Origin of the sequence: Pseudomonas shirazica, assembly GCF_015168335.1 — a bacterium.
In the GTDB taxonomy this organism is placed as follows: domain Bacteria; phylum Pseudomonadota; class Gammaproteobacteria; order Pseudomonadales; family Pseudomonadaceae; genus Aquipseudomonas; species Aquipseudomonas asiatica.
The window spans coordinates 4,565,374-4,585,593 of record NZ_CP063456.1 but is presented as its reverse complement, the minus strand read 5'-3'; the positions used below and the strand labels follow the sequence as shown (position 1 = coordinate 4,585,593).

The following is a 20,220-nucleotide window of genomic DNA, read 5'->3' as shown; positions in this document are numbered from 1 at the left end:
GAATCAGCCTTATCTATAAGGTCATCTCAGGCAGGTTTCTTCACAAACAGGCGCTGTCCATCGCTCCGACCTGCCCTTTAAAAGGAAGGTACCCCCATGCGAATAGACCGTTTGACCAGCAAGCTGCAGCTTGCGATATCCGATGCCCAATCCCTGGCGGTTGGCATGGATCACCCTGCCATCGAGCCGGTGCACCTGTTGCAGGCACTGCTCGAGCAGCAGGGCGGTTCGATCAAGCCGCTGCTGATGCAGGTAGGCTTCGACATCAACAGCCTGCGCCAGGCACTGGTGAAAGAACTCGACCAGCTGCCGAAAATCCAGAACCCCACCGGCGACGTAAACATGTCGCAGGACCTGGCGCGCCTGCTCAACCAGGCCGACCGCCTGGCCCAGCAGAAGGGCGACCAGTTCATTTCCAGCGAACTTGTGCTGCTGGCTGCCATGGACGAGAACAGCAAGCTCGGCAAGCTGTTGTTGAGCCAGGGCGTGAGCAAGAAGGCCCTGGAAAACGCCATCAACAACCTGCGCGGCGGTGCGGCGGTCAATGACGCCAACGCCGAGGAATCGCGCCAGGCGCTGGACAAGTACACCGTCGACCTGACCAAGCGTGCCGAAGAGGGCAAGCTGGACCCGGTGATTGGCCGTGACGACGAAATTCGCCGTACCGTACAGGTGCTGCAACGCCGTACCAAGAACAACCCGGTGCTGATCGGTGAGCCTGGCGTAGGTAAAACCGCCATCGCCGAAGGCCTGGCCCAGCGCATCATCAATGGTGAAGTGCCGGACGGCCTCAAGGGCAAGCGCCTGCTGGCGCTGGACATGGGCGCGCTGATTGCCGGTGCCAAGTACCGCGGCGAGTTCGAAGAACGCCTCAAAGGCCTGCTGAACGAGCTGTCCAAGCAGGAAGGCCAGATCATCCTGTTCATCGACGAACTGCACACCATGGTCGGCGCCGGCAAGGGTGAGGGCGCCATGGACGCCGGCAACATGCTCAAGCCGGCCCTGGCTCGTGGCGAGCTGCACTGCGTTGGCGCCACCACGCTGAACGAGTACCGCCAGTTCATCGAAAAGGATGCTGCCCTGGAGCGCCGCTTCCAGAAGGTGCTGGTCGAGGAGCCGAGCGAGGAAGACACCATCGCCATCCTGCGGGGCCTGAAAGAGCGCTATGAAGTGCACCACAAGGTTGCCATCACCGACGGCGCCATCATTGCTGCGGCCAAGCTCAGCCACCGCTACATCACTGACCGTCAGCTGCCGGACAAGGCCATTGACCTGATCGACGAAGCGGCCAGCCGCATCCGCATGGAGATCGACTCCAAGCCGGAAGTGCTCGACCGCCTCGACCGTCGCCTGATCCAGCTGAAGGTGGAGTCGCAGGCGCTGAAGAAGGAAGAAGACGAAGCGGCGAAAAAGCGCCTGGAGAAGCTGACCGAGGAAATCGACCGGTTGGAGCGTGAATATGCCGACCTGGAAGAAATCTGGGCCTCCGAGAAGGCTGAGGTGCAGGGCTCGGCGCAGATCCAGCAAAAGATCGAGCAGGCCCGCCAGGAGCTGGAGACCGCCCGTCGCAAAGGCGACCTGAGCCGCATGGCCGAGCTGCAGTACGGGGTGATCCCGGACTTGGAGCGTAGCCTGCAGATGGTCGACCAGCACGGCAAGACCGAAAACCAGTTGCTGCGCAATAAGGTCACCGAGGAAGAAATTGCGGAAGTGGTCTCGAAGTGGACCGGTATCCCGGTGGCCAAGATGCTCGAAGGCGAGCGTGAAAAGCTGCTGAAGATGGAAGAGCTGCTGCACCAGCGTGTGATCGGCCAGAACGAGGCGGTAACCGCCGTGGCCAACGCGGTGCGCCGTTCGCGTGCCGGGCTGTCCGACCCGAACCGGCCGAGTGGTTCGTTCCTGTTCCTCGGCCCGACCGGGGTGGGCAAGACCGAGCTGTGCAAGGCGCTGGCCGAGTTCCTGTTCGACACCGAAGAGGCAATGGTGCGCATCGACATGTCCGAGTTCATGGAGAAGCATTCCGTGGCTCGCCTGATCGGTGCCCCACCAGGCTATGTGGGGTATGAAGAGGGCGGTTACCTGACCGAGGCGGTACGGCGCAAGCCATACTCGGTGGTGCTGCTGGACGAGGTGGAGAAGGCCCACCCGGATGTGTTCAACGTGCTGCTGCAGGTGCTGGAAGACGGCCGCCTGACCGACAGCCACGGGCGCACCGTGGACTTCCGCAACACCGTGATCGTGATGACCTCCAACCTGGGCTCGGCGCAGATCCAGGAACTGGTGGGTGACCGTGAGGCACAGCGTGCGGCGGTGATGGATGCGGTGGGTTCGCACTTCCGTCCGGAATTCATCAACCGTATCGACGAAGTGGTGGTGTTCGAGCCACTGGGCCGCGAGCAGATTGCCGGCATTACCGAAATCCAGCTGGGCCGCCTGCGCAGCCGTCTGCTGGAGCGCGAACTGTCGCTGAGCCTGAGCCCGGAGGCATTGGACAAGCTGATTGCCGTGGGTTACGACCCGGTATACGGCGCACGGCCACTGAAGCGGGCGATCCAGCGCTGGATCGAAAACCCGTTGGCGCAGTTGATCCTGGCAGGCAAGTTCATGCCGGGCACGGCGATTACCGCCAAGGTGGAAGGCGACGAAATCGTCTTCGGCTGATCTGTTTCACCATGAGCCCCGCATCTGCGGGGCTTTTTTTTGTCTGTATCTCCCAGGCCTCTCACACATTCCGAGGACCGGTGCCGTACCTGTGGGAGCGGGCATGCCCGCGAAGGGGCCGTCACAGCCCCAGCAAATCCGGGCCTTTCCGGCTTCCTGGATAACTAGCTGAAATTTTTGAAATTTTTGCTTGCATCTAAAATCGGGTGCCCCTAATATACGCCGCGTTGTCAGGCACTAAGCGAATCACCAGCAACATCGGTGACCGCAAAACAACTTACAAATCAGTAAGTTGAATGAAAAAAAGTGGTTGACAAGCAAAACGAAGAATGTAGAATAGCCGGCCTCAGCAGCTGCAACGCGAAAGCGGATAGCCAAAGAGACCGAAGCTAGCACAAGCTTCGAAGCTGTAAAGATGTACCGAAGTTCAGTTCCGCGATAGCTCAGTCGGTAGAGCAAATGACTGTTAATCATTGGGTCCCTGGTTCGAGTCCAGGTCGCGGAGCCAATCTCGGGGTGTAGCGCAGTCCGGTAGCGCGCCTGCTTTGGGAGCAGGATGTCAGGAGTTCGAATCCCCTCACCCCGACCATTTTCCGGGTCGTTAGCTCAGTTGGTAGAGCAGTTGGCTTTTAACCAATTGGTCGTAGGTTCGAATCCTACACGACCCACCATGTAAAAAGGGCATCTCAAGCGAGATGCCCTTTTTCTTTAAGTATCACGGGGTGTAGCGCAGTCCGGTAGCGCGCCTGCTTTGGGAGCAGGATGTCAGGAGTTCGAATCCCCTCACCCCGACCATTTCCGGGTCGTTAGCTCAGTTGGTAGAGCAGTTGGCTTTTAACCAATTGGTCGTAGGTTCGAATCCTACACGACCCACCATGAAAAAAAGGGCATCTCGCATGAGATGCCCTTTTTTTTTGCCAGAATTTTGGGCCTGCGTTGCAGGCCATCGCGACACAAGGCCGCTCCTACAGCAAGCAGATATTGCGCGGTCGTTTGTAGGAGCGGCCTTGTGTCGCGAAAGGGGCGCAAAGCGCCCCCAGCAATCTTCAGTGTCAGTGCAACTTCAACCTAGGCTCGGTACCCCGGCCAATCTTGCTACCCAGCATCATCAACGCCGTACGGAAGAACCCGTACAACGCCATCTGGTGCATCCGGTACAGCGACACGTAGAACATCCGCGCCAGCCAGCCCTCCAGCTTCACGCTGCCCATCAGGTTACCCATCAGGTTGCCCACCGCCGAGAAGCGCGACAGCGACACCAGCGAGCCGTAGTCCTTGTACTCATAGGTCGGCAGCGCCTTGTTCTCCAGCCGCGCCTTCAAACTCTGCGCCAGCATCGAAGCCTGCTGGTGCGCCGCCTGGGCACGTGGCGGCACGTTGCGGTCGCTACCCGGTTGCGGGCAGGCGGCGCAGTCACCGAAGGCAAAGATGTTGTCATCGCGGGTGGTTTGCAGGGTAGGGCGCACCACCAGCTGGTTGATGCGGTTGGTTTCCAGGCCATCGATGTCCTTGAGGAACGCCGGCGCACGGATACCAGCCGCCCACACTTTCAAACTGGCCTGGATCACTTCACCGTCTTTGGTTTTCAGGCCATCCTCGGTCACTTCACTGACCGCAGCGTTGGTCATCACCTTCACCCCGAGCTTTTCCAGAGTCTTGTGCACCGGCACGCTGATGCGCTCTGGCAGCGCCGGCAATACGCGCGGGCCGGCCTCGATAATGGTGATGTGCATGTCCTTGGGCTGGATGCGGTCCAGGCCATAGGCCGCCAGTTCGTGGGCCGCGTGATGCAGCTCGGCTGCCAGTTCCACACCGGTGGCACCGGCGCCGACGATGGCCACGCTGATCTTCTCGCTCGCCACGTCACCGGCATGGGCACGCAGATAGTGGTTGAGCAACTGCTGGTGGAAACGCTCGGCCTGCTTGCGGGTGTCGAGGAACAGGCAGTGCTGCGCCGCGCCCAAGGTGCCGAAGTCGTTGGTGTTGGAACCTACGGCAATGACCAGGGTGTCGTAGCCCAGGGTGCGCGCAGGCAACAGCTCGCGGCCCTCTTCGTCGAGGGTGGCGGCCAGTTGAATCTGTTTGCCTTCACGGTCCAGGCCGCTCATGCGCCCCAGCTGGAAGTTGAAGTGGTTCCACTTGGCCTGGGCCACGTAGTTCAGTTCGTCTTCCGAGGAGTTCAGCGAGCCGGCGGCCACTTCGTGCAGCAGAGGCTTCCAGATGTGCGTGAGGTTGGCGTCGACCAGGGTGATCTCGGCCTGCTTGCGCTTACCCAGGCTTTTACCCAGGCGGGTCGCCAGTTCCAGGCCGCCGGCGCCGCCGCCGACAATCACGATGCGATGAGTCATGGGGATATCTCATAAGGTTTACGGAATTCGTGGCCCCGGGGGCCGGCCGCAAACTGCACGAGGGGAGGGCGAGCGCGAAGCAGCTCATAGCACCAGTCCACTGAGCAGGCGGCTGATGAGACCCAACCCGATGGTCACGGCCACCACCAGCACAAGGAGCAGCCACGGCCGGAAGGGCCTGCGCTCGACTTGGTGCTGGGGGGCTCGCAGATACTCATCGACACGACGCTGATCTTCCGGATTCAGGCGGCTGGTCATGGTGGGGCCTCGTCAGGTAGACGTTTGGGACTGCGTAAACGCTACAGCGTTCACGCAAGCGCTTGAAACAAATGATAAGGCTTTCTATCTCTGGCGCCGAGTGTACGCCATCGCAAACACTCGCTGCAGTGGATCAAAGACTGATGCCCACGTCGAACACAATGCTGCGGCCCAGGTTGCCGCGCAGGAAGTCCGGCGCATCGGGGTGGGCGAACAGCACCCGGGCAAATGTCGGCCCGACCAGTGACAGCGAGCGCCAGCCCTGGCGCAGGTATTCGGTGGGCGGCGGGAAATGGGTGTTGAGGTCGAGCACTTCGCGCTTGAGGCTGGCGAAGGCAATGATATCCAGCTCGTTCAGTTCCAGCCCGCGTTCCCGGTAGTTGTGCGCCTTCTTGCGCAAGGTCGGCGCCAGCCGCCCCAGCAGCTCGGTGGCACTGATGCGCCGCGGGCGCGCTTCGCGGCGCACCAGTTGCGCCAGGGAAAACGCACTGCGCCGGCGCTGCAGTTCTTCGCGCCATTCATCGTTGAGCCGGCGGCCCTCGTCGAGCACGAAAAACACCTCGAACGCCGCGTCGCGGAACAGCACGTCTGGCGGTTCTTGCCCGGCCGGGGTGAAGTCCTCGCTGCGATAGGGGATGTTCAGCCCCTGCAACAGGCGTTGGCACACCCAACGCTCCCGCTCCCACTTGCGGGCGTTGGAGAGAAAGGCATTGGCTTGTTCCGCCTGGATGGTAAGCAGGCGCAGGTAGTCTGAGTCATCCATGCAGACAAGCTTAGCTGTTAATCGATGACGATAAGATGCTGTTTGTGCGCAGAAATCAGCCCAGTATTGGCCATTGCTGTACCACACCAAGCAGGTGCACCAGGCCAAACCCCAGGCAGATCAGCGAACTGACCACGATGAAACGCCGCGAGCGCCCGGTACCCGCCAGCAATATCGGCCCCAGCAGGCCGCGCGCCAGGTACACCAAGGTGATCAGGCAGATGGCCGGCAGCAGCAAGGGCAACCGCCCGATGGCCCCGGCAGCTGACAGCGCATACCCCGACCAGGCCAGCAGCACGCAGGCGATGGCTGCGGTGATCAGCCCTGGGTACCAGCGGCCGTTTTCGGCGGCCACGGCCATGCGCTCGCCGGCCCCGAACAAACGGTACCAGCGTGGCCCGACGGCGATGATGACCAGGTGAAGTACGCCGATGATGGCGTTGAGTGCTGCTGCCAGCAGCAGGGCGAGGTTGATTCCTTCCGGCATGAGCAATGCTTCCTGCATCGAGTGAGGGTGCCAGCCTAGCGCAACCGAATGAAACGGAGAATGGGTGTAGACTCGGCTTTATCCAAATGGCTGCAAGGGGCATTCGTCAGGTGATCAGCGCGCAGGTGTTGTCGGGCACCACCCTTACGCTTGGCTGGCTGGGATATGTGCCGTTGCTGATCTGGGCGGTCAGCCAGGTGCGCTGGGTTGAGCTGTTCACTGACCGGCGCCGCCAGCATCTGCTGTTTGGCACGGTGTTCTGCCTGTTTGCCTTGTGGTTGGTGCGGCGCGATTTCGATACCGGTGTGTCGTACCACTTCATAGGCATGACGGCGGTCACGCTGTTGCTGGACTGGCCACTGGCGGTGCTTGGCGGGTTCATGGCCCAGCTCGGTTTGCTGGTGCTGGGGCGTCAGGACCTGGCGGCGCTGGGGGTGAATGGCTTGTTGCTGGTTGGCCTGCCGGTGCTGATCGCCGAGGCGTGCGCGATAGGGGTCGAGCGCGCCCAGCCGCGGAACCTGTTTGTGTATATCTTCTGTTCAGGGTTCTTCCCGGCGGCACTGACCGTGCTGGCCTGCCTGTCGACCGCGCTGGGGCTGTTGTGGCTGGACGGGCGCTTCGCCATGCCGGAGTGGCTCAGCGATTTTGTCGGCTACCTGTGGCTGATGATGTTCCCCGAAGCGTTCATCAACGGCACGGTGATCAGCGCGCTGGTGGTGTTTTGCCCGGAGTGGCTGGAAACCTTCAACCGCACGCGGTATCTGCAGGCGCCGTGGAAGGAGGATGAGCGATAACTAACCAGGCCACCGCAGCGGTGCGGTCCTTGCTTGTAGGAGCGGCCTTGTGTCGCGAAAGGGCTGCGGAGCAGCCCCGGCGAACTTTGGGTTAACGCTGAAATCGAGGGCCGCTTTGCGGCCCATCGCGACACAAGGCCGCTCCTACAGGTACCGCGTCAGTCTTGAAGCTTGTGGGGTTGCCTGTGGGAGCGGGCATGCCCGCGAAAAGGCCCGCACAGCCACTTGGCTATCGGATCAATGCCGCGGCTCCAAATCCCCCGAGTACAGCTCGTCCTCGGACTCTTCCGCCCCCGGAATCTTGTGCTCCTCCGCCGCCCAGGCCCCCAGGTCGATCAGCTTGCAACGGTCCGAACAGAATGGCCGGAACGGGCTTTTCTCGTTCCATTCCACAGGTGCGCCACAGGTCGGGCAATCGACGGTCAATGGCTGGCTCATGGCTGGCCTCCTCGTAAAGTCAGGTAAAAGTGGTGCAGGCGGTCAATCTGCTGATGCAGCGCGGCGAGGTCGCCGTCATTGACCACCACATCATCGGCATGGCGCAGGCGCTCCTCGCGGGCCAGCTGGGCCTTGAGAATGGCCTGTACCTGCTCGGCGCTGGTGTTGTCACGCGCCAGGGTACGCGCCACCTGCAGCTCCTGCGGCGCATCGATCACCAGCACCCGTTGGGTCTTCTGGTACTGGCCCGACTCGATCAGCAGCGGCGACACATACACCGCATACGGCGACTCCGCCTTGGCCAGGTAGCTGAAAATCTCCTGCCCGATCAGCGGGTGCAGCAATTGCTCCAGCCATTTGCGCTGCGCCGGGTCGGCGAATATCAGCTGGCGCAGTGCCGAACGATCGAGTTGGCCGTCCGCCTGCAGCACGCCGGCGCCAAAGCGCTCGACGATGCTGGCCAGGGCCGGGCGGCCAGGCTCGACCACCCAGCGCGCCGCCTGGTCGGCATCGACCAGATGCACGCCAAGCTCGACGAAACGCTCGGCAGCGGCGCTCTTGCCGCTACCAATGCCGCCGGTCAGGCCGAGAATCCAGGGGGTAAAGGCCGCAGTGGTCATCAGAATCCAAGCAGGTTTGTGTATGAGGCGTATATTTCATCACCCCAGAGCACGGCAATCCACCCCGCAATCGCCAGATAGGGGCCAAACGGGATCGCCGTGCCAATGGCATGGCGGCGCAAGCGCAACAGGCACAGCCCAGCCAGCGCCCCGACCACCGACGACAACAGCAGGGTCAACGGCAACACCTGCCAGCCACCCCAGGCCCCGATCAGCGCCATCAGCTTGAAGTCGCCATAGCCCATGCCCTCCTTGCCGGTAACCAGCTTGAACACCCAGTACACCGTCCACAGGCTGAGGTACCCGGCCACCGCGCCCCACAACGCACTGGTCAGCGGGACGTAGAGGCCGAAGGCGTTGACGATCAGCCCCAGCCACAGCATCGGCAACACCAGCGCATCCGGCAGCAACTGGTGCTCGGCATCGATCAGGCTCAGGGCCAGCAGGCACCAGGTCAGCGGCAGCGCCAGCAAGGCCTCGGGCGAAGCACCAAAGCGCCAGGCCACCACCAGCGACAGCAGCGCGCTGGCTAACTCCACCAATGGGTAGCGCGGGCTGATGCGGGTTTTGCAGGCTGAGCAACGCCCGCGCAAGGCCAGGTAGCTGATGACCGGAATGTTCTCCCATGCGCGAATCCGATGCGCGCAATGCGGGCAGCGCGAGGCGGGTAGCCACAGGTCGAAACGCTCGTGCGGCGTGGTCGGCAACTCCAGCATTTCCTGCGCCTCACGCTGCCATTGCCGCTCCAGCATGATCGGCAGGCGGTACACCAGCACATTGAGAAAACTGCCCACCAGCAGGCCGAGCACCGTGGCCAGGGTGAGAAAGTACGCCGGCTGCTCAGCCAGCAAAGTCCATAAAGTCATGTTCAGATCAAGCTACCCAACTGGAAGATCGGCAGGTACATCGCCACCACCAGGCCGCCCACCAGCAGGCCCAGGACCAGCACGATGGCCGGCTCCAGCAGGCTGGTCAACTGGTCCAGCGCCTGGCTGACCTGTTCCTCGTAATGGCTGGCGGCTTTTTCCAGCATCTGGTCCAGCGTGCCACTGGATTCCCCGATGGCGGTCAGTTGAACCAGCAGCGGCGGAAACAGCGGCTCAGCGGCCATCGCCTGGTGCAGCCCCTGCCCATTGGCCATGCCCTGGCGCAGCCGCAACACCGCCTGTTCATGCAGGTCGCCACCACTGACCCTGGCCACCGTGCCCAGCGCATCCAGTAACGGCACCCCGGCGGCGTAGGACGTTGCCAAGCTGCGCGCAAAGCGCGCCAGCGCCGCCTGCCCCAGCAGCGTGCCGAACACCGGCAAGCCCAGCACCCGGCGAGATATCCACAGGCGTGCTGGCGCGTGCTGCCGGTAGAGCTGGCGCATGGCAAAACCCAGCACCACGCCCATCACCAGCAACAGCGGCGCAAAGCGGCTCAGCCCTGTGGACAAGTCGATCACCCATTGGGTAAATGCCGGCAACGCCACGCCCATGCCAGAGAACATGCCCTCGAATTTCGGAATCACCTCCAGCAACAGGATCGCCGACACCCCCAACCCCGTCAGCAACAACAGCAACGGGTAGATCATCGCCTTGCGCACCTTCTTGTGCAGCACCCGACGCTGCTCCAGCATGCCTGCCAGCTGTTCCAGCTGCCGGTCGAGCGTGCCGGACTGCTCGCCCACCCGCACCAGGTTGCAATACAACGCATCGAACCAGCCCGGGTGGCGCTGCAACGCATCCGCCAGCCCCAGGCCCGAGGCCACATCCTGTTTCAATCTATCCAGCAATGCCGCCTGCGCCGCATCACAGCCACTGCGCCCCATCACCTCGAACGCCTGCAGCAGCGGCACCCCGGCCTTGAGCAAGGTCGCCAGCTGCCGGCTGAACCCCGCCGGGTCGGCCTTTGCCTGCCGTTTCGGCAAACTGAACGTCAGCCCACCGGCAGGCCGCAAACTGGCCACCTTGATGCCCTGGCGGATAAGCCCGGCACGCACATAGGCCGGGCTGCGCCCGGACGTTTGCCCACTGACCGGCGCGCCGTTGGCGTCGGTGCCGTGCCAGGTGTAGAGGAGTGTGGATTGGGTCATGCAAGGTCCTTTTTCTGCCCGTGCGACAAGCCTGGAAACAGCTTGCCGCGTCCATGCAAGGGCGCGCGTCCGTGATGCTCACTAGAGTAGTTCAGCGAAGACGACGCCCAAGCGGGCAGGGGTGACAAAAGGTGTCTGTTCAGGCCTACTGCGCCGCTGCCAGCAGGGGTCGAGCCTGACCTCAACGAGTACGCGTATCAAAAAGGAAAACGTTCATGAAAGGGCAACGCGGTATCACCCTGATCGAACTGATGATCGTCGTCGCGATCATCGGCATTCTGGCGACCATCGCCTTACCGATGTACACCAACCACCAGTCACGCTCCAAGGCCGCGGCCGGGTTGCTGGAGATCAGCGCGCTGAAGACCGCGATGGACCTGCGGTTGAACGACGGGAAGGATGTGCCGGATGTGGCCGCGTTGGGTGGCCAGCCGGCGACGGCGCACTGTGCGATCACGGCTAGCGGCAAGGCGGCGGATGGCACTGGGAGCATCGTTTGTACGCTGGTGGATGCGCCGGCCAATGCGCTGGGCAAGGCATTGACCCTGACGCGTTCGGCTAGCGGGTGGGCGTGTACGACCGACATCGAGGAAGACCTGGCGCCGAAGGGGTGCAAGGCGCCTTGAGGGTGGGGCAATAAGCTAGCGGAAACAGGGGTTTGCGTAACGGGTGCGAGCAGTGGTACGTTGCGCTACACGCCGGTGTAGCTCAGTCGGTAGAGCAGCGCACTCGTAACGCGAAGGTCGCAGGTTCGATTCCTGTCTCCGGCACCAGTTCAGGTTCCAGCGAAGGCTACCAAAATCTCTGGAACCCCCGTAAAACCCGCATTCTGGCGGGTTTTTTCGTTATGGCGTTCCGTCGGATTCCGACAGCTGCCAGCCGATTTAGGGGTAACGTTTGGGATAAAGTCGATTCGATAAAGGGGTTTACCCTTATGGCTCGTACTACTGCTCCCCTGACCGACACCGCTTGCCGCTCGGCCAAGCCTACCGACCGCCCGTACAAGCTTTTTGACGGTGACGGTCTTTACCTCCTCGTTTACCCCAATGGCCGCAAAGGCTGGCGCTTCCGGTATGTGAAACCGGATGGGCGCGAGGGGCTGACCTCGTTTGGCAATTATCCCGTTATCGGTCTCGCAGATGCTCGGCAGAAGCGTCTCGAGACTAAGCGGATGCTGGCTGAAGGCATTGACCCGATTGCGTCCAAGCAGCAGGCCAAGGCCGAGGCGGTTGTCAGAGGCCATACATTTGAACGCGTTGCCTTGGACTGGCATAAGGAAATGTCCGTGAAGTGGGCGCCTGGCCATTCCAGGACCGTGCTGAGTCGTTTGAAGACTCACGTATTCCCGCTGCTAGGCGCACGCGCCATCGTCGATCTGGATACCTTCGACCTCATGCAGCCGCTTGAGGCGATCAAGAAGCGCGGCACGATCGATGTGGCCTTAAGGGTACAAAACTACCTTCAGAGCATCATGCGTGAGGCGAAGCGGCTGAGGTTGATCACGGTGAACCCTGCATATGACCTTGAGGGCTTCGTCAGCGCGCCACGGGTTACGCATCGGCCTGCACTCCCGCTCTCACGTCTGCCAGAGTTGATGGATCGCATCGAGAACTACAAGGGACGCACGCTCACTCGGCTGACAGTCATGCTGTCGCTACACGTGTTCGTGCGCTCCAGCGAATTGCGCTTCGCACGTTGGAGTGAGTTCGACCTGAAGCGCGGCATATGGGAGATACCGGATACGCGACCCGCGTTGGACGGCGTTCCGTATTCGACCAGAGGGACGAAGATGGCGGGCGATATCCATCTGGTCCCTCTGTCACCGCAAGCGGTGGCGTTACTCGAACAGATTCACGCGATCACGGGGTACTTCGATCTGGTGTTTACCAGTGACGCTCGCTCGTGGAAGCCTATGTCTGAGAACACGGTCAACAGCGCTCTGCGGAACATGGGCTACGACACCAAGACTGAAATCTGCGGGCATGGCTTCCGGTCCATGGCGTGCAGTGCCTTGGTCGAATCCGGGCTTTGGTCAGAGACGGCTATCGAGCGGCAGATGAGCCACAGGGAGCGCAACAATGTTCGGGCGGCGTATATCCACAAGGCCGAGTTCCTGGAGGAGCGGCGAATGATCATGAGTTGGTGGAGCCGTTACCTCGAAGCGAACCGGCAGGAGCATATCTCGCCGCATGAGTTCGCGAATCAGACCGGGGCAAACGTTTCTCGCCTCAGAGCGAGGCGTGGCGCAGTCGAGTGACCTTATTTATCGGATAGCAGGTAAGAAAACACGCCCGTGCATGTATTTGATTGGTGATTTCACAACAAAAACCTTATGAATCAATTGCTTAAGTTACGCCGGTTGAGCGTGTTCCGCCAATTCCTTGCAGATTTATCTGCCTTGACGCGCTAGCGTAAAGAGGCAGGTTTATCGCCAGTATCTCCTGGGGAAGATAGAAAATCAGCGTGTAAGTCAGCTCGTCTTTTAAATCTCGTGAGCGTAGTGAGGTGCGTGTGGAGGCCGGCTGTTGTTCGCGATTTGGGAACACTCCCTTGACGTGTGGTAGGGGTTGAGGTAGCTTGTTCCCAAATTGGGAACAAAGCGACGATCATGAGATTGCTTGGTAGAGAGAAACTGCCTCCTCTTCAGGGGGAAAGCGAGCATATCCGCAAATGGATTTGTGTATGGGTGAGTGAGATCGGTCACGCAAAGTGGAAGGTTCCAGCCGAGCTACTCGAACAGTACCCTAATGCCCTTTCAACTTCCGAAGATACCTTTCTCTTCTCTATCTGTGAGTCCAACACATTCTTAGAGTTGAAGATCGCTTTTGCCCAAGGAATTGCAATAATCACTGCAATAGTGAAAAAATTATGAAAATCTTGAGCCCTAAAATTATCAAAACAGAGGAACAATACCTCGAATACTTTAATGAGGTGCATTCTCTGATAATTTCTTCTCCGAGACTTGGTTCGGAGGAAAGTGATAGGCTCGAACTGCTTTCGATGCTCATAGAGGACTATGAGAAGCAAAAATATCCAGTAGAGGCTCCTGATCCAATTGACGCTATTCTTTTTCGTATGACCGAAAAGGGATTGAAGCAAGCCGATTTGGTTCCATATTTTGGAACCAGAAGTAGAGTGTCAGAAGTATTAGCGAGGAAACGACCTCTCACAGTGCCTATGATTAGAGCTCTGGCAGTAGGGCTTGGTATTTCAGCTGACACCTTGGTTGGGCTTGATGAAGTTGGGAGTAGCCAAAATAAGTCTAATGTAGACTGGTCGAAATTCCCTGTTAAGGAAATGGTTGCTAGGGGCTGGATTGACACCATCACTAGTAAAACAAAGAAAGCTGTTGAGGACATCGTTCAGGGATTTATAGCGGAAATGGGGCTGCAAGAAAGTGGAGCTTCTTTCCGGCGTACGCTTTCAGGTGACTCACCTACTCCAACGACAACTTATGCGCTTTATGCATGGCTGGCTAGAGTTATACAAAGAACGCGGGAGATGAAAAGTGAGCTTCCGGAGTACGATAAGACAAAAGTCGGTGAAGCCTTAATCAAAGAGGTCGTTCAGCTCAGTCGTTTTGAGGAAGGGCCTCGAATGGCAGTGGAGTTGCTTAAAAAACATGGTATAGCAGTAATTATTGAGCCTCAGCTAAAAGGTACAATGCTTGATGGTGCTGCTCTTAAAGAGGTAGACGGTACCCCTATTATTGCGCTGACCTTGAGGTATGACAGGGTCGACAATTTCTGGTTTACTCTGGTGCATGAAATGGTGCACGTTTGGAAACATATCGATGACGCCAGTGAAGCTATCCTAGATGATTTGGAGCACGGCAGCACCGACAAAAGAGAGTCAGAGGCTAATAGAATAGCACGAGATGCATTCATACCCCGGGCGATGTGGAAGCGTACCGATGCATATTTGAAACCAAGCAGAGAGACGATTATTAACTTAGCTAAAGAGCTTAAGATACACCCAGCGATTATAGCTGGTCGCCTTAGAAAAGAAGCGGGTAATTATAACCAGTTTACCGATCTAATAGGCCAGGGAATGGTTAGGGCTCAACTCGAAAATCTATGAGGTATGAAATATGAATAATCAGTATTTCCCCATCGTTCGAGCTAAATCTGGTGAGATGGAGGCGCTGTCTTACTTGAAAAAGTTGGACAAGTCTTCGTTTGAGCGTTGTACGCCTATATTTGAGATCACCAAGCTTGAAGGTAGAGATCTTGAAGTCGCATGTAAGAAAAGCGTTACCCCTTATGAGTACTATCTAGATAAGCGTGCGCATGAGATCGCTGAGGTATTTAGGGGTAAGCGCGTAATGCTCGATGTCTCGCAATGGCCTACCGAGTTCACTACCGAAGGTGGTGAACAAGTATTGAGTTATGTTTGCAATAGGCTGAACGACCTAGGGGTTGTTGTTTGCCCTGTGATCGGATATGACAGATGGGATGCAGTAGAGTACCGAGAAACCATCAAGGCTATGGATTTGCCGAATGACGCATTTTTCTGTATCAGGCTAGACAACTTGGCTATTGAGGACCTTGGAGACCCTGATCACCTCAACGAGATAATTGAAGATATGATACTGAGTGCGGGGCTGAATGAGTCCAGCACTCCAGTGATCATTGATATCGGTGATGTGACCAGGTTGCCAATGCAGGAACTGATGGAAGTCATAGAGTCTGCTTACGGGCACATGAAAGGCCTAGGTTTTGAGAAAATCGTCATAAACGCAAGTTCGATACCAGACACTATTGATAAAGCAGTAAAAGATCGCGACTCAAGTGGCTTGGTTCAGCGAAAGGAAATGATTGTATGGAAAGGTTTTCTATCCGCTAATCCGCGAGCCTCTCTCTATTTTGGTGATTATGGAGTCAGGAGTCCTCGGTCTTCAGATAATATTGCGCCAAATATGAATGCTAAGATTAGATATACAGTAAATAATGCATTCTTTGTAGTTCGCGGTCACTCTGTGAAAGGCGAGGGCGGCTTTGCTCAAAGTCAAACCCTTGCGAAAACAATTGTGAGCTCACTTCACTACAGGCAGCCAAACTTCAGCTGGGGTGATGCAATGATCAAGCAATGTAGTTTAGGTAAGATAGTAGGTAGCCCAACTGATTGGATCGCTTATGACACTAGTCATCACTTGCAGTCGGTTATTGGTGAAATACACGAGTTCACTACCCAGATCGCAGCCATTGCAGCTCGTGTGTAACTGAGGTAGGGGGCAACAAAATCTTGATTGTGCACCCCCTCACTCTTTGAGCCCGAACCAGTTAAAAATGGGAGGGCTTGCGGTGAAATGCTGTCATTTAGCAGAAACTAAACTCGTCACAGCTGATCTCCGCTACTGGTAGGCAGTCACTGGAGCTGACTCGAATCCATCCAAGGATCGCAAGACTACGGATCGCAGAGGCGATAGCTTCTCGTTTGGATTCGGTATTCCAAGCCTTCTTCCACGACAGGACGAAATCAAAAACCTCTCGCTCAGGCACAATTGTAACTTTCTGGTCTTCTTTGAGCTTGCTTACCGCATAAAAAACGGTCGCCACTTCTTCAGCTTGTTCTGTGTTTTTAATTCTACTAAAAAGATCAACGGTTTTTGATATTTTACTATCGTTGCGTTGTAGTACATCTTTAAATTTATCGCGCGCGGATTTATATTCTGGTCCAGTTCTTAGTGAATTCATTCGTCCTAATTGAACTTCACTTATGAGATTCGCGTTCGCTAAGGTGCTCAAAAGCCTTTGTACTTCTTCAGAGAAAGGACCGTAGCTTGCTTTTTTGAAGTCTAGATTGGTGTCAACGCCCAAAGCTGTGATGGCATGACAAATTTTTTGAAAAATGGTACGTCCAACTTTAGGTGCGTATGGTTGAGACTCAAGTTGGTGTAAAACTTCTAATAGCACAATCCAGTTTGGATTTATCTTCTGGTTTTTCGAGCCTTTGTGCGAAGATACTTCGAAAAGCTTTTGCTGTGACGGGCTAAGAAAGTCGGTAGTGAGTTGGCTCGCTGGAGTACCGAATGGTGCGTACATTTCCACCGGAATGTCAATCTTCGAAAGCATCTTATACATGATTGGCCCTATCAGTTCCCACTCCAGTCCGCCATTTCCACAACCCAAAGGAGGAAAGGCTACGGATGTGATATTCCATGTTTTATAGTTTTCAACAAAAATCACTAGCCCGTTTTGTATGTCCACCAGTTTGGAGGGGGAGCGCCAGTGGTCTTTGGTTGGAAAATTTATAATTGAAGTTCCGAGGATGTCCGTGTAAATATAAGGTATGCCGGGCTTGACAAGCTTTTGTGAGCATCTTTCCACGTAGTCTTGCATTAGGCCCGGCCAGCGTTTTTTGAATTCTAATGCTACGCCCTTGCCCATCACGCCGACGCAGTTCACGGTATTGACCAACGTCTGCGCGTTGCTTTGGAACATGTCGCCTATAAGAACTCTGATCACGCTGTTCACCTGAAGAAAAGATGAGGGTTGGATGTTACTGGGATTCGCCAGTTCAACCCAGCGAGTACAGTCTCAACTTTTTGCTTCGTTGGGTCGTCACAAGTGTAGAACCCTGTGATGTAGCCAGGGGCCACTGCCCCAGGAACAAGGGTTTCAGCACATTTCGCAGCCTTTTTTTGCCATTCGACAATCTGTTCCTGATCTTTCCAGGAGTCCGCGAACACGTAGTCGAAATTGATTCTTGCCATACCGTCAGGATAGGAATGAAACCTTACGTAGTCCGAGGCAGCATTCTGGTCGCTCACTACTACATTGGGGAGCTCTAGCACTCCACGGCTGACCCTGACAACACAAAGGTCTGGATGAGCATTTTTCCTGAGGTATAGCATTGGATTACGGGCGCAAAAATAAAGATTCGCATACTGATGCAGACGCATTCCGTTTGGGACTGTCTTACCTACCCTACGATCCTGAATTGCTTGGGCAGCTACCGATGAATGCGGAAGCGCTGCAGCTCGGTCGTGGCAGAGAATTCCGTGCTGGAACACTGATGGAAGATTCTCGATTGGCATGATGCAGTGCAATTCTACTACACGGTGGCTCATAGGCATCCCATCCATACGTCAGGTGCGCACTATACCTCAAGCATGGCATTTCGCCTTTAACCGCTCGGAGGTTTTTTGCCGTTTGCTTGTTCTTCGAACTGGGAGACAGCCTTGGATCCTGCGGCATCTACATCGGAAGGTATCCACCTACCAAAAACCTTCGTAATCATAGCCCAATCGCTATGCGCCATCTGCTTGGTCACCCACATAGCCAGATGCTCTCGCCCGGATCACAAGCTCAACCTCCCAGCATTTGCATTGAAATCCAGCATCCATGCACGCCCATCAACGTGAGTTGGCCCGCCGACAATGCTGCTGCTCGTACCAGCATTTTTTGAGAGCTGCTACGTTGGTCCGCATCGACACCATTTGGCTTCGACCGAGTCCACGGATATGCGTGCCGGCACCGGCAGGCCCGTTGCGTCGGCACATACTTGAGATAGGCATCCGGGTCATCCCCGCAAGACGGGGTGCCCGGACGCTGGCAGTGAACGCACGATCCAACGCACGGCTTTGAGGTTTCGATGATCCGCTTTCCATGCGGGTCCATCCAAACAGGGCTGCACAGCCGCCCTGTTTGGATGGACCTCACCTAAAAAATCAAAAGCACCCAATCGGCCACTGGAAGTCACGGGATTCCGTACACGCCCAATGCCATTTTCAACCGCTAAATCCAGCCGGCGAGTCGCTTGACCCTCTCGGATTGCGGGCGTAGAAAAGACAGTGCAAAGGCTGTCGTTGACAGCATCCCAGGTGACCCGAGCCTTCAAGGTCACGCCGCTCTCGCGGTGGTTCTCCCCAAAGGCGATTCGCATCCGGCAGCTCGCCCGGTCACCTCCCCGGTGATGGATGCTCTTACACATGTGGCCCTCGTGCGCCAGAAACACCGTATCTCGCTGCCCTGCAGCAACCTATCCGCTTGGCCGAATCTTGCGCCAACCTGTGCCCGTCTCTTTCTCTGGAAAGAGACGGGCGCTTCTAACACTGCTGCAGCCCTGATCCCACATGGCTTTGCGGCAATCCTCCTCGTGACAATCGGCGTGACAAACGCCGATGTCACCAGCAACAGCCTTGTAGATGATGGTGCCGCAGACCAGGGAATGGACTGCACCTGACTGACAGTCAGGCATGCCCCGGTCATCGCATTGCTGCTTGCACATGGCTCAGGATCTTCAGGCGCTGGTCTCGTCAGCCATTGCTGCTTCCACCCGCCCACCGGTAACGGTGTTCAGGAGGCCAGATCATGAGATGCCCTTGCTCCCGGTCGTAAGGAGCCGCCAGTCCCGCGTAGTGGACATTCCCCACAGGTCGCAGGGGCCTTGATCCCTGATAACACTCAACATTCTTGGCGGGATGACGTGGGGCGAGGATCGGAGATCGGCTGATGAGGTGACTGACATGGCATTGGTGGATAGACGCGATGGTCGTAATTTCGGTTACGGCAGGCAACTGAGCTACGCAGGACCGCAGGCGCTGAAAGACATGTTCGGCGGAGGCCACTACGGCACGGTCAAAGCGCACTGTGATCGGTGGCAGGCATTCGTGAAGTGGTGCCGCTCCGATCAGGGGCCGGGTATCAATGATGCGCGGCAGATTGATCGGAAAGTGTTGGCCGACTATGCAGCGTATCTGCGCGACGTAGTTAGCCGCGGTGACCTCGCCGTCAGCACCGCACAAAACCGCCTATCCAGCGTTAACAGGACCATGGCAGCGCTTCGCGGTGATCAGTACGTGAAGTTGCCAAGCCCGAGTAAGGCGTTGGGTATGCAGCGCAACGGGGTTCGCCAGTCGGTGCCGCAGGGCCAAGATCGCGAACAGGTTAAGCAGATCGTCGATGCGCTTTGTCGCCAGGATCAGTTACGGGCCGCCGCCATCGCTCTGTTGGCACGAGCCACCGGTATGCGCTTGCGTGAGGCCATCTTGGCTGACCTGCCACGGCTAAGCCGTGAGGCTAACAACCTAGGCAAGATTAATATTCAGGATGGCACCAAAGGCGGCCGCGCTGGCGCCTCGGCGCCACGATGGATTACGGTGGACGACCATGTTCAAGGTGCACTTGGGTTTGGACGGCAAGTGTCGCCTGCGGGTAGCCACAACCTGATTGCGCCCAACGAAAGCTACCTGGATGTTCTGCAAGAAATCATCCGCCCTGCACGGGACATCCTGCATGCACACAAGCTCAAAGGCTTCCATGAGCTACGAGCGGCGTACGCATGTGAACGCTATGAGCAAATCACCCAACACCCCGCGCCTATCAACGGCGGCCAATGTTGCCAGGCAGATAGGAACCTAGATCGTGAGGCCCGAAGGCAAATCAGCTATGAGTTGGGGCACGGTCGGATCGATGTGGTCGCGGCCTACATTGGAGGACGCATATGAGCAAGCCATTCGATATGGAACTGTTCTTGGCTGCGGTGCTGACGGGATCGTACGCAACGCGGCAGCGCCATTTACGGCAAGCTAAGCTCATCCAAGCAGAGATATCTGAGCGCTGGCAGCTGGAAACACCTTGGGCTTGGCAGAGAAAACATGTGACTTGGTTTCTTGAGCACCGACTAGCTAGGCGATGTGCGGCGACTCGGTACTACTATCTGCTGACGGCACGGCTGCTAGCTCGTCGTTTAGAAAAGCCATGGGTCTTCAAGCACCAAGCGAAAATCTGACATTGTTAGTCACAACCGACAGCCCTCCTAGGCATCCTT

General features: G+C 57.5%; 18 protein-coding genes and 6 tRNA genes. 14 read left to right on the top strand and 10 right to left on the bottom strand.

All coding sequences use genetic code 11. The annotated features are described in order from the left end of the window. Positions 1-96 precede the first annotated feature (96 nt). The 6 genes from clpB to IMX18_RS21155 all read left to right on the top strand — a co-directional run bounded on the left by clpB (position 97) and on the right by IMX18_RS21155 (position 3,537). On the top strand, positions 97-2,661 hold the full coding sequence (gene clpB / locus IMX18_RS21180) for an ATP-dependent chaperone ClpB (protein WP_015268858.1): 2,565 nt from the start codon (positions 97-99) through the stop codon (positions 2,659-2,661). Between the two features lie 432 nt (positions 2,662-3,093). Further along, positions 3,094-3,169 (top strand) — tRNA-Asn (locus tag IMX18_RS21175). Between the two features lie 4 nt (positions 3,170-3,173). Then, positions 3,174-3,250, top strand: a tRNA-Pro gene (locus IMX18_RS21170). A 6-nt stretch (positions 3,251-3,256) separates the two neighbouring features. Then, positions 3,257-3,332: transfer RNA gene (locus IMX18_RS21165), tRNA-Lys, on the top strand. Between the two features lie 47 nt (positions 3,333-3,379). Continuing rightward, positions 3,380-3,456 (top strand) — tRNA-Pro (locus tag IMX18_RS21160). Between the two features lie 5 nt (positions 3,457-3,461). Continuing rightward, positions 3,462-3,537: transfer RNA gene (locus IMX18_RS21155), tRNA-Lys, on the top strand. A gap of 176 nt (positions 3,538-3,713) precedes the next feature. Here IMX18_RS21155 and IMX18_RS21150 read toward each other — a convergent pair. From IMX18_RS21150 to IMX18_RS21135, 4 genes are all read right to left on the bottom strand, one after another. Then, positions 3,714-5,009, bottom strand: a complete 1,296-nt coding sequence (locus IMX18_RS21150; RefSeq protein WP_003260618.1) for an NAD(P)/FAD-dependent oxidoreductase — start codon at positions 5,007-5,009, stop codon at positions 3,714-3,716. An 84-nt stretch (positions 5,010-5,093) separates the two neighbouring features. After that, complete coding sequence (locus IMX18_RS21145) at positions 5,094-5,267, bottom strand: DUF3094 family protein (RefSeq protein ID WP_013970765.1); 174 nt, start codon at positions 5,265-5,267, stop codon at positions 5,094-5,096. Positions 5,268-5,400: 133 nt separating this feature from the next. Further along, on the bottom strand, positions 5,401-6,030 hold the full coding sequence (locus IMX18_RS21140; RefSeq protein WP_013970766.1) for a DUF1780 domain-containing protein: 630 nt from the start codon (positions 6,028-6,030) through the stop codon (positions 5,401-5,403). Between the two features lie 55 nt (positions 6,031-6,085). Further along, the gene (locus IMX18_RS21135; RefSeq protein ID WP_015268860.1) at positions 6,086-6,517 is read right to left on the bottom strand and encodes a hypothetical protein; all 432 of its coding nucleotides are present in this window, start codon (positions 6,515-6,517) and stop codon (positions 6,086-6,088) included. A gap of 86 nt (positions 6,518-6,603) precedes the next feature. Here IMX18_RS21135 and IMX18_RS21130 point away from each other — a divergent pair, with 86 nt between their 5' ends. Next, positions 6,604-7,311: an energy-coupling factor ABC transporter permease gene (locus IMX18_RS21130; RefSeq protein ID WP_085720852.1), complete on the top strand. Its 708-nt coding sequence runs from the start codon at positions 6,604-6,606 to the stop codon at positions 7,309-7,311. A 237-nt stretch (positions 7,312-7,548) separates the two neighbouring features. Here IMX18_RS21130 and yacG read toward each other — a convergent pair whose 3' ends face one another. The 4 genes from yacG to IMX18_RS21110 are packed head-to-tail and all read right to left on the bottom strand — an operon-like array spanning position 7,549 to position 10,446. After that, complete coding sequence (gene yacG, locus IMX18_RS21125; protein ID WP_003260624.1) at positions 7,549-7,749, bottom strand: DNA gyrase inhibitor YacG; 201 nt, start codon at positions 7,747-7,749, stop codon at positions 7,549-7,551. After that, positions 7,746-8,369 (bottom strand): dephospho-CoA kinase, encoded by a 624-nt coding sequence (gene coaE, locus IMX18_RS21120; protein WP_100413056.1) that lies wholly within the window; start codon positions 8,367-8,369, stop codon positions 7,746-7,748. The genes yacG and coaE overlap by 4 nt, the downstream gene beginning before the upstream one ends. After that, positions 8,369-9,235 (bottom strand): prepilin peptidase, encoded by an 867-nt coding sequence (locus IMX18_RS21115; protein ID WP_102084225.1) that lies wholly within the window; start codon positions 9,233-9,235, stop codon positions 8,369-8,371. The genes coaE and IMX18_RS21115 overlap by 1 nt, the downstream gene beginning before the upstream one ends. Before the next feature lie 2 nt (positions 9,236-9,237). Further along, complete coding sequence (locus tag IMX18_RS21110; RefSeq protein WP_015268864.1) at positions 9,238-10,446, bottom strand: type II secretion system F family protein; 1,209 nt, start codon at positions 10,444-10,446, stop codon at positions 9,238-9,240. Positions 10,447-10,661: 215 nt separating this feature from the next. Between IMX18_RS21110 and IMX18_RS21105 the strand changes: the two genes are divergently transcribed. From IMX18_RS21105 to IMX18_RS21080, 5 genes are all read left to right on the top strand, one after another. Continuing rightward, positions 10,662-11,072, top strand: coding sequence for a pilin (locus IMX18_RS21105; RefSeq protein ID WP_047934243.1), 411 nt, complete (start codon positions 10,662-10,664; stop codon positions 11,070-11,072). 71 nt (positions 11,073-11,143) lie between these two features. Further along, a tRNA-Thr gene (locus IMX18_RS21100) sits at positions 11,144-11,219 on the top strand. Positions 11,220-11,380: 161 nt separating this feature from the next. After that, a complete protein-coding gene (locus IMX18_RS21095; RefSeq protein WP_217190742.1) occupies positions 11,381-12,703 on the top strand; it encodes a tyrosine-type recombinase/integrase in 1,323 nt (440 codons plus the stop codon). Between the two features lie 611 nt (positions 12,704-13,314). Further along, the gene (locus IMX18_RS21085; protein WP_225903911.1) at positions 13,315-14,526 is read left to right on the top strand and encodes an ImmA/IrrE family metallo-endopeptidase; all 1,212 of its coding nucleotides are present in this window, start codon (positions 13,315-13,317) and stop codon (positions 14,524-14,526) included. 10 nt (positions 14,527-14,536) lie between these two features. Further along, complete coding sequence (locus IMX18_RS21080) at positions 14,537-15,667, top strand: beta family protein (RefSeq protein ID WP_217190743.1); 1,131 nt, start codon at positions 14,537-14,539, stop codon at positions 15,665-15,667. Between the two features lie 97 nt (positions 15,668-15,764). On the opposite strand, the gene darG is transcribed toward IMX18_RS21080, so the two are convergent. After that, complete coding sequence (gene darG, locus IMX18_RS21075) at positions 15,765-16,913, bottom strand: type II toxin-antitoxin system antitoxin DNA ADP-ribosyl glycohydrolase DarG (protein ID WP_217190745.1); 1,149 nt, start codon at positions 16,911-16,913, stop codon at positions 15,765-15,767. A gap of 5 nt (positions 16,914-16,918) precedes the next feature. Then, positions 16,919-17,518: a DUF4433 domain-containing protein gene (locus IMX18_RS21070; protein ID WP_176513884.1), complete on the bottom strand. Its 600-nt coding sequence runs from the start codon at positions 17,516-17,518 to the stop codon at positions 16,919-16,921. Positions 17,519-18,916: 1,398 nt separating this feature from the next. On the opposite strand from IMX18_RS21070, the gene IMX18_RS21065 reads away from it, so the two are divergent. Then, positions 18,917-19,897 (top strand): integrase domain-containing protein, encoded by a 981-nt coding sequence (locus IMX18_RS21065; protein ID WP_217190747.1) that lies wholly within the window; start codon positions 18,917-18,919, stop codon positions 19,895-19,897. Continuing rightward, positions 19,894-20,181, top strand: a complete 288-nt coding sequence (locus tag IMX18_RS21060) for a hypothetical protein (protein WP_217190749.1) — start codon at positions 19,894-19,896, stop codon at positions 20,179-20,181. The genes IMX18_RS21065 and IMX18_RS21060 overlap by 4 nt, the downstream gene beginning before the upstream one ends. The last annotated feature ends 39 nt before the right edge of the window (positions 20,182-20,220 follow it).

Bases quoted from the DNA above. Each gene is read 5' to 3' on its own strand.
- clpB (WP_015268858.1), top strand. From the start codon at position 97: ATGCGAATAGACCGTTTGACCAGCAAGCTGCAGCTTGCGATATCCGAT.
- IMX18_RS21150 (WP_003260618.1), bottom strand. From the start codon at position 5,009: ATGACTCATCGCATCGTGATTGTCGGCGGCGGCGCCGGCGGCCTGGAA.
- IMX18_RS21145 (WP_013970765.1), bottom strand. From the start codon at position 5,267: ATGACCAGCCGCCTGAATCCGGAAGATCAGCGTCGTGTCGATGAGTAT.
- IMX18_RS21140 (WP_013970766.1), bottom strand. From the start codon at position 6,030: ATGGATGACTCAGACTACCTGCGCCTGCTTACCATCCAGGCGGAACAA.
- IMX18_RS21135 (WP_015268860.1), bottom strand. From the start codon at position 6,517: ATGCCGGAAGGAATCAACCTCGCCCTGCTGCTGGCAGCAGCACTCAAC.
- IMX18_RS21130 (WP_085720852.1), top strand. From the start codon at position 6,604: ATGGCTGCAAGGGGCATTCGTCAGGTGATCAGCGCGCAGGTGTTGTCG.
- yacG (WP_003260624.1), bottom strand. From the start codon at position 7,749: ATGAGCCAGCCATTGACCGTCGATTGCCCGACCTGTGGCGCACCTGTG.
- coaE (WP_100413056.1), bottom strand. From the start codon at position 8,369: ATGACCACTGCGGCCTTTACCCCCTGGATTCTCGGCCTGACCGGCGGC.
- IMX18_RS21115 (WP_102084225.1), bottom strand. From the start codon at position 9,235: ATGACTTTATGGACTTTGCTGGCTGAGCAGCCGGCGTACTTTCTCACC.
- IMX18_RS21110 (WP_015268864.1), bottom strand. From the start codon at position 10,446: ATGACCCAATCCACACTCCTCTACACCTGGCACGGCACCGACGCCAAC.
- IMX18_RS21105 (WP_047934243.1), top strand. From the start codon at position 10,662: ATGAAAGGGCAACGCGGTATCACCCTGATCGAACTGATGATCGTCGTC.
- IMX18_RS21095 (WP_217190742.1), top strand. From the start codon at position 11,381: ATGGCTCGTACTACTGCTCCCCTGACCGACACCGCTTGCCGCTCGGCC.
- IMX18_RS21085 (WP_225903911.1), top strand. From the start codon at position 13,315: ATGAAAATCTTGAGCCCTAAAATTATCAAAACAGAGGAACAATACCTC.
- IMX18_RS21080 (WP_217190743.1), top strand. From the start codon at position 14,537: ATGAATAATCAGTATTTCCCCATCGTTCGAGCTAAATCTGGTGAGATG.
- IMX18_RS21070 (WP_176513884.1), bottom strand. From the start codon at position 17,518: ATGAGCCACCGTGTAGTAGAATTGCACTGCATCATGCCAATCGAGAAT.
- IMX18_RS21065 (WP_217190747.1), top strand. From the start codon at position 18,917: ATGGCATTGGTGGATAGACGCGATGGTCGTAATTTCGGTTACGGCAGG.
- IMX18_RS21060 (WP_217190749.1), top strand. From the start codon at position 19,894: ATGAGCAAGCCATTCGATATGGAACTGTTCTTGGCTGCGGTGCTGACG.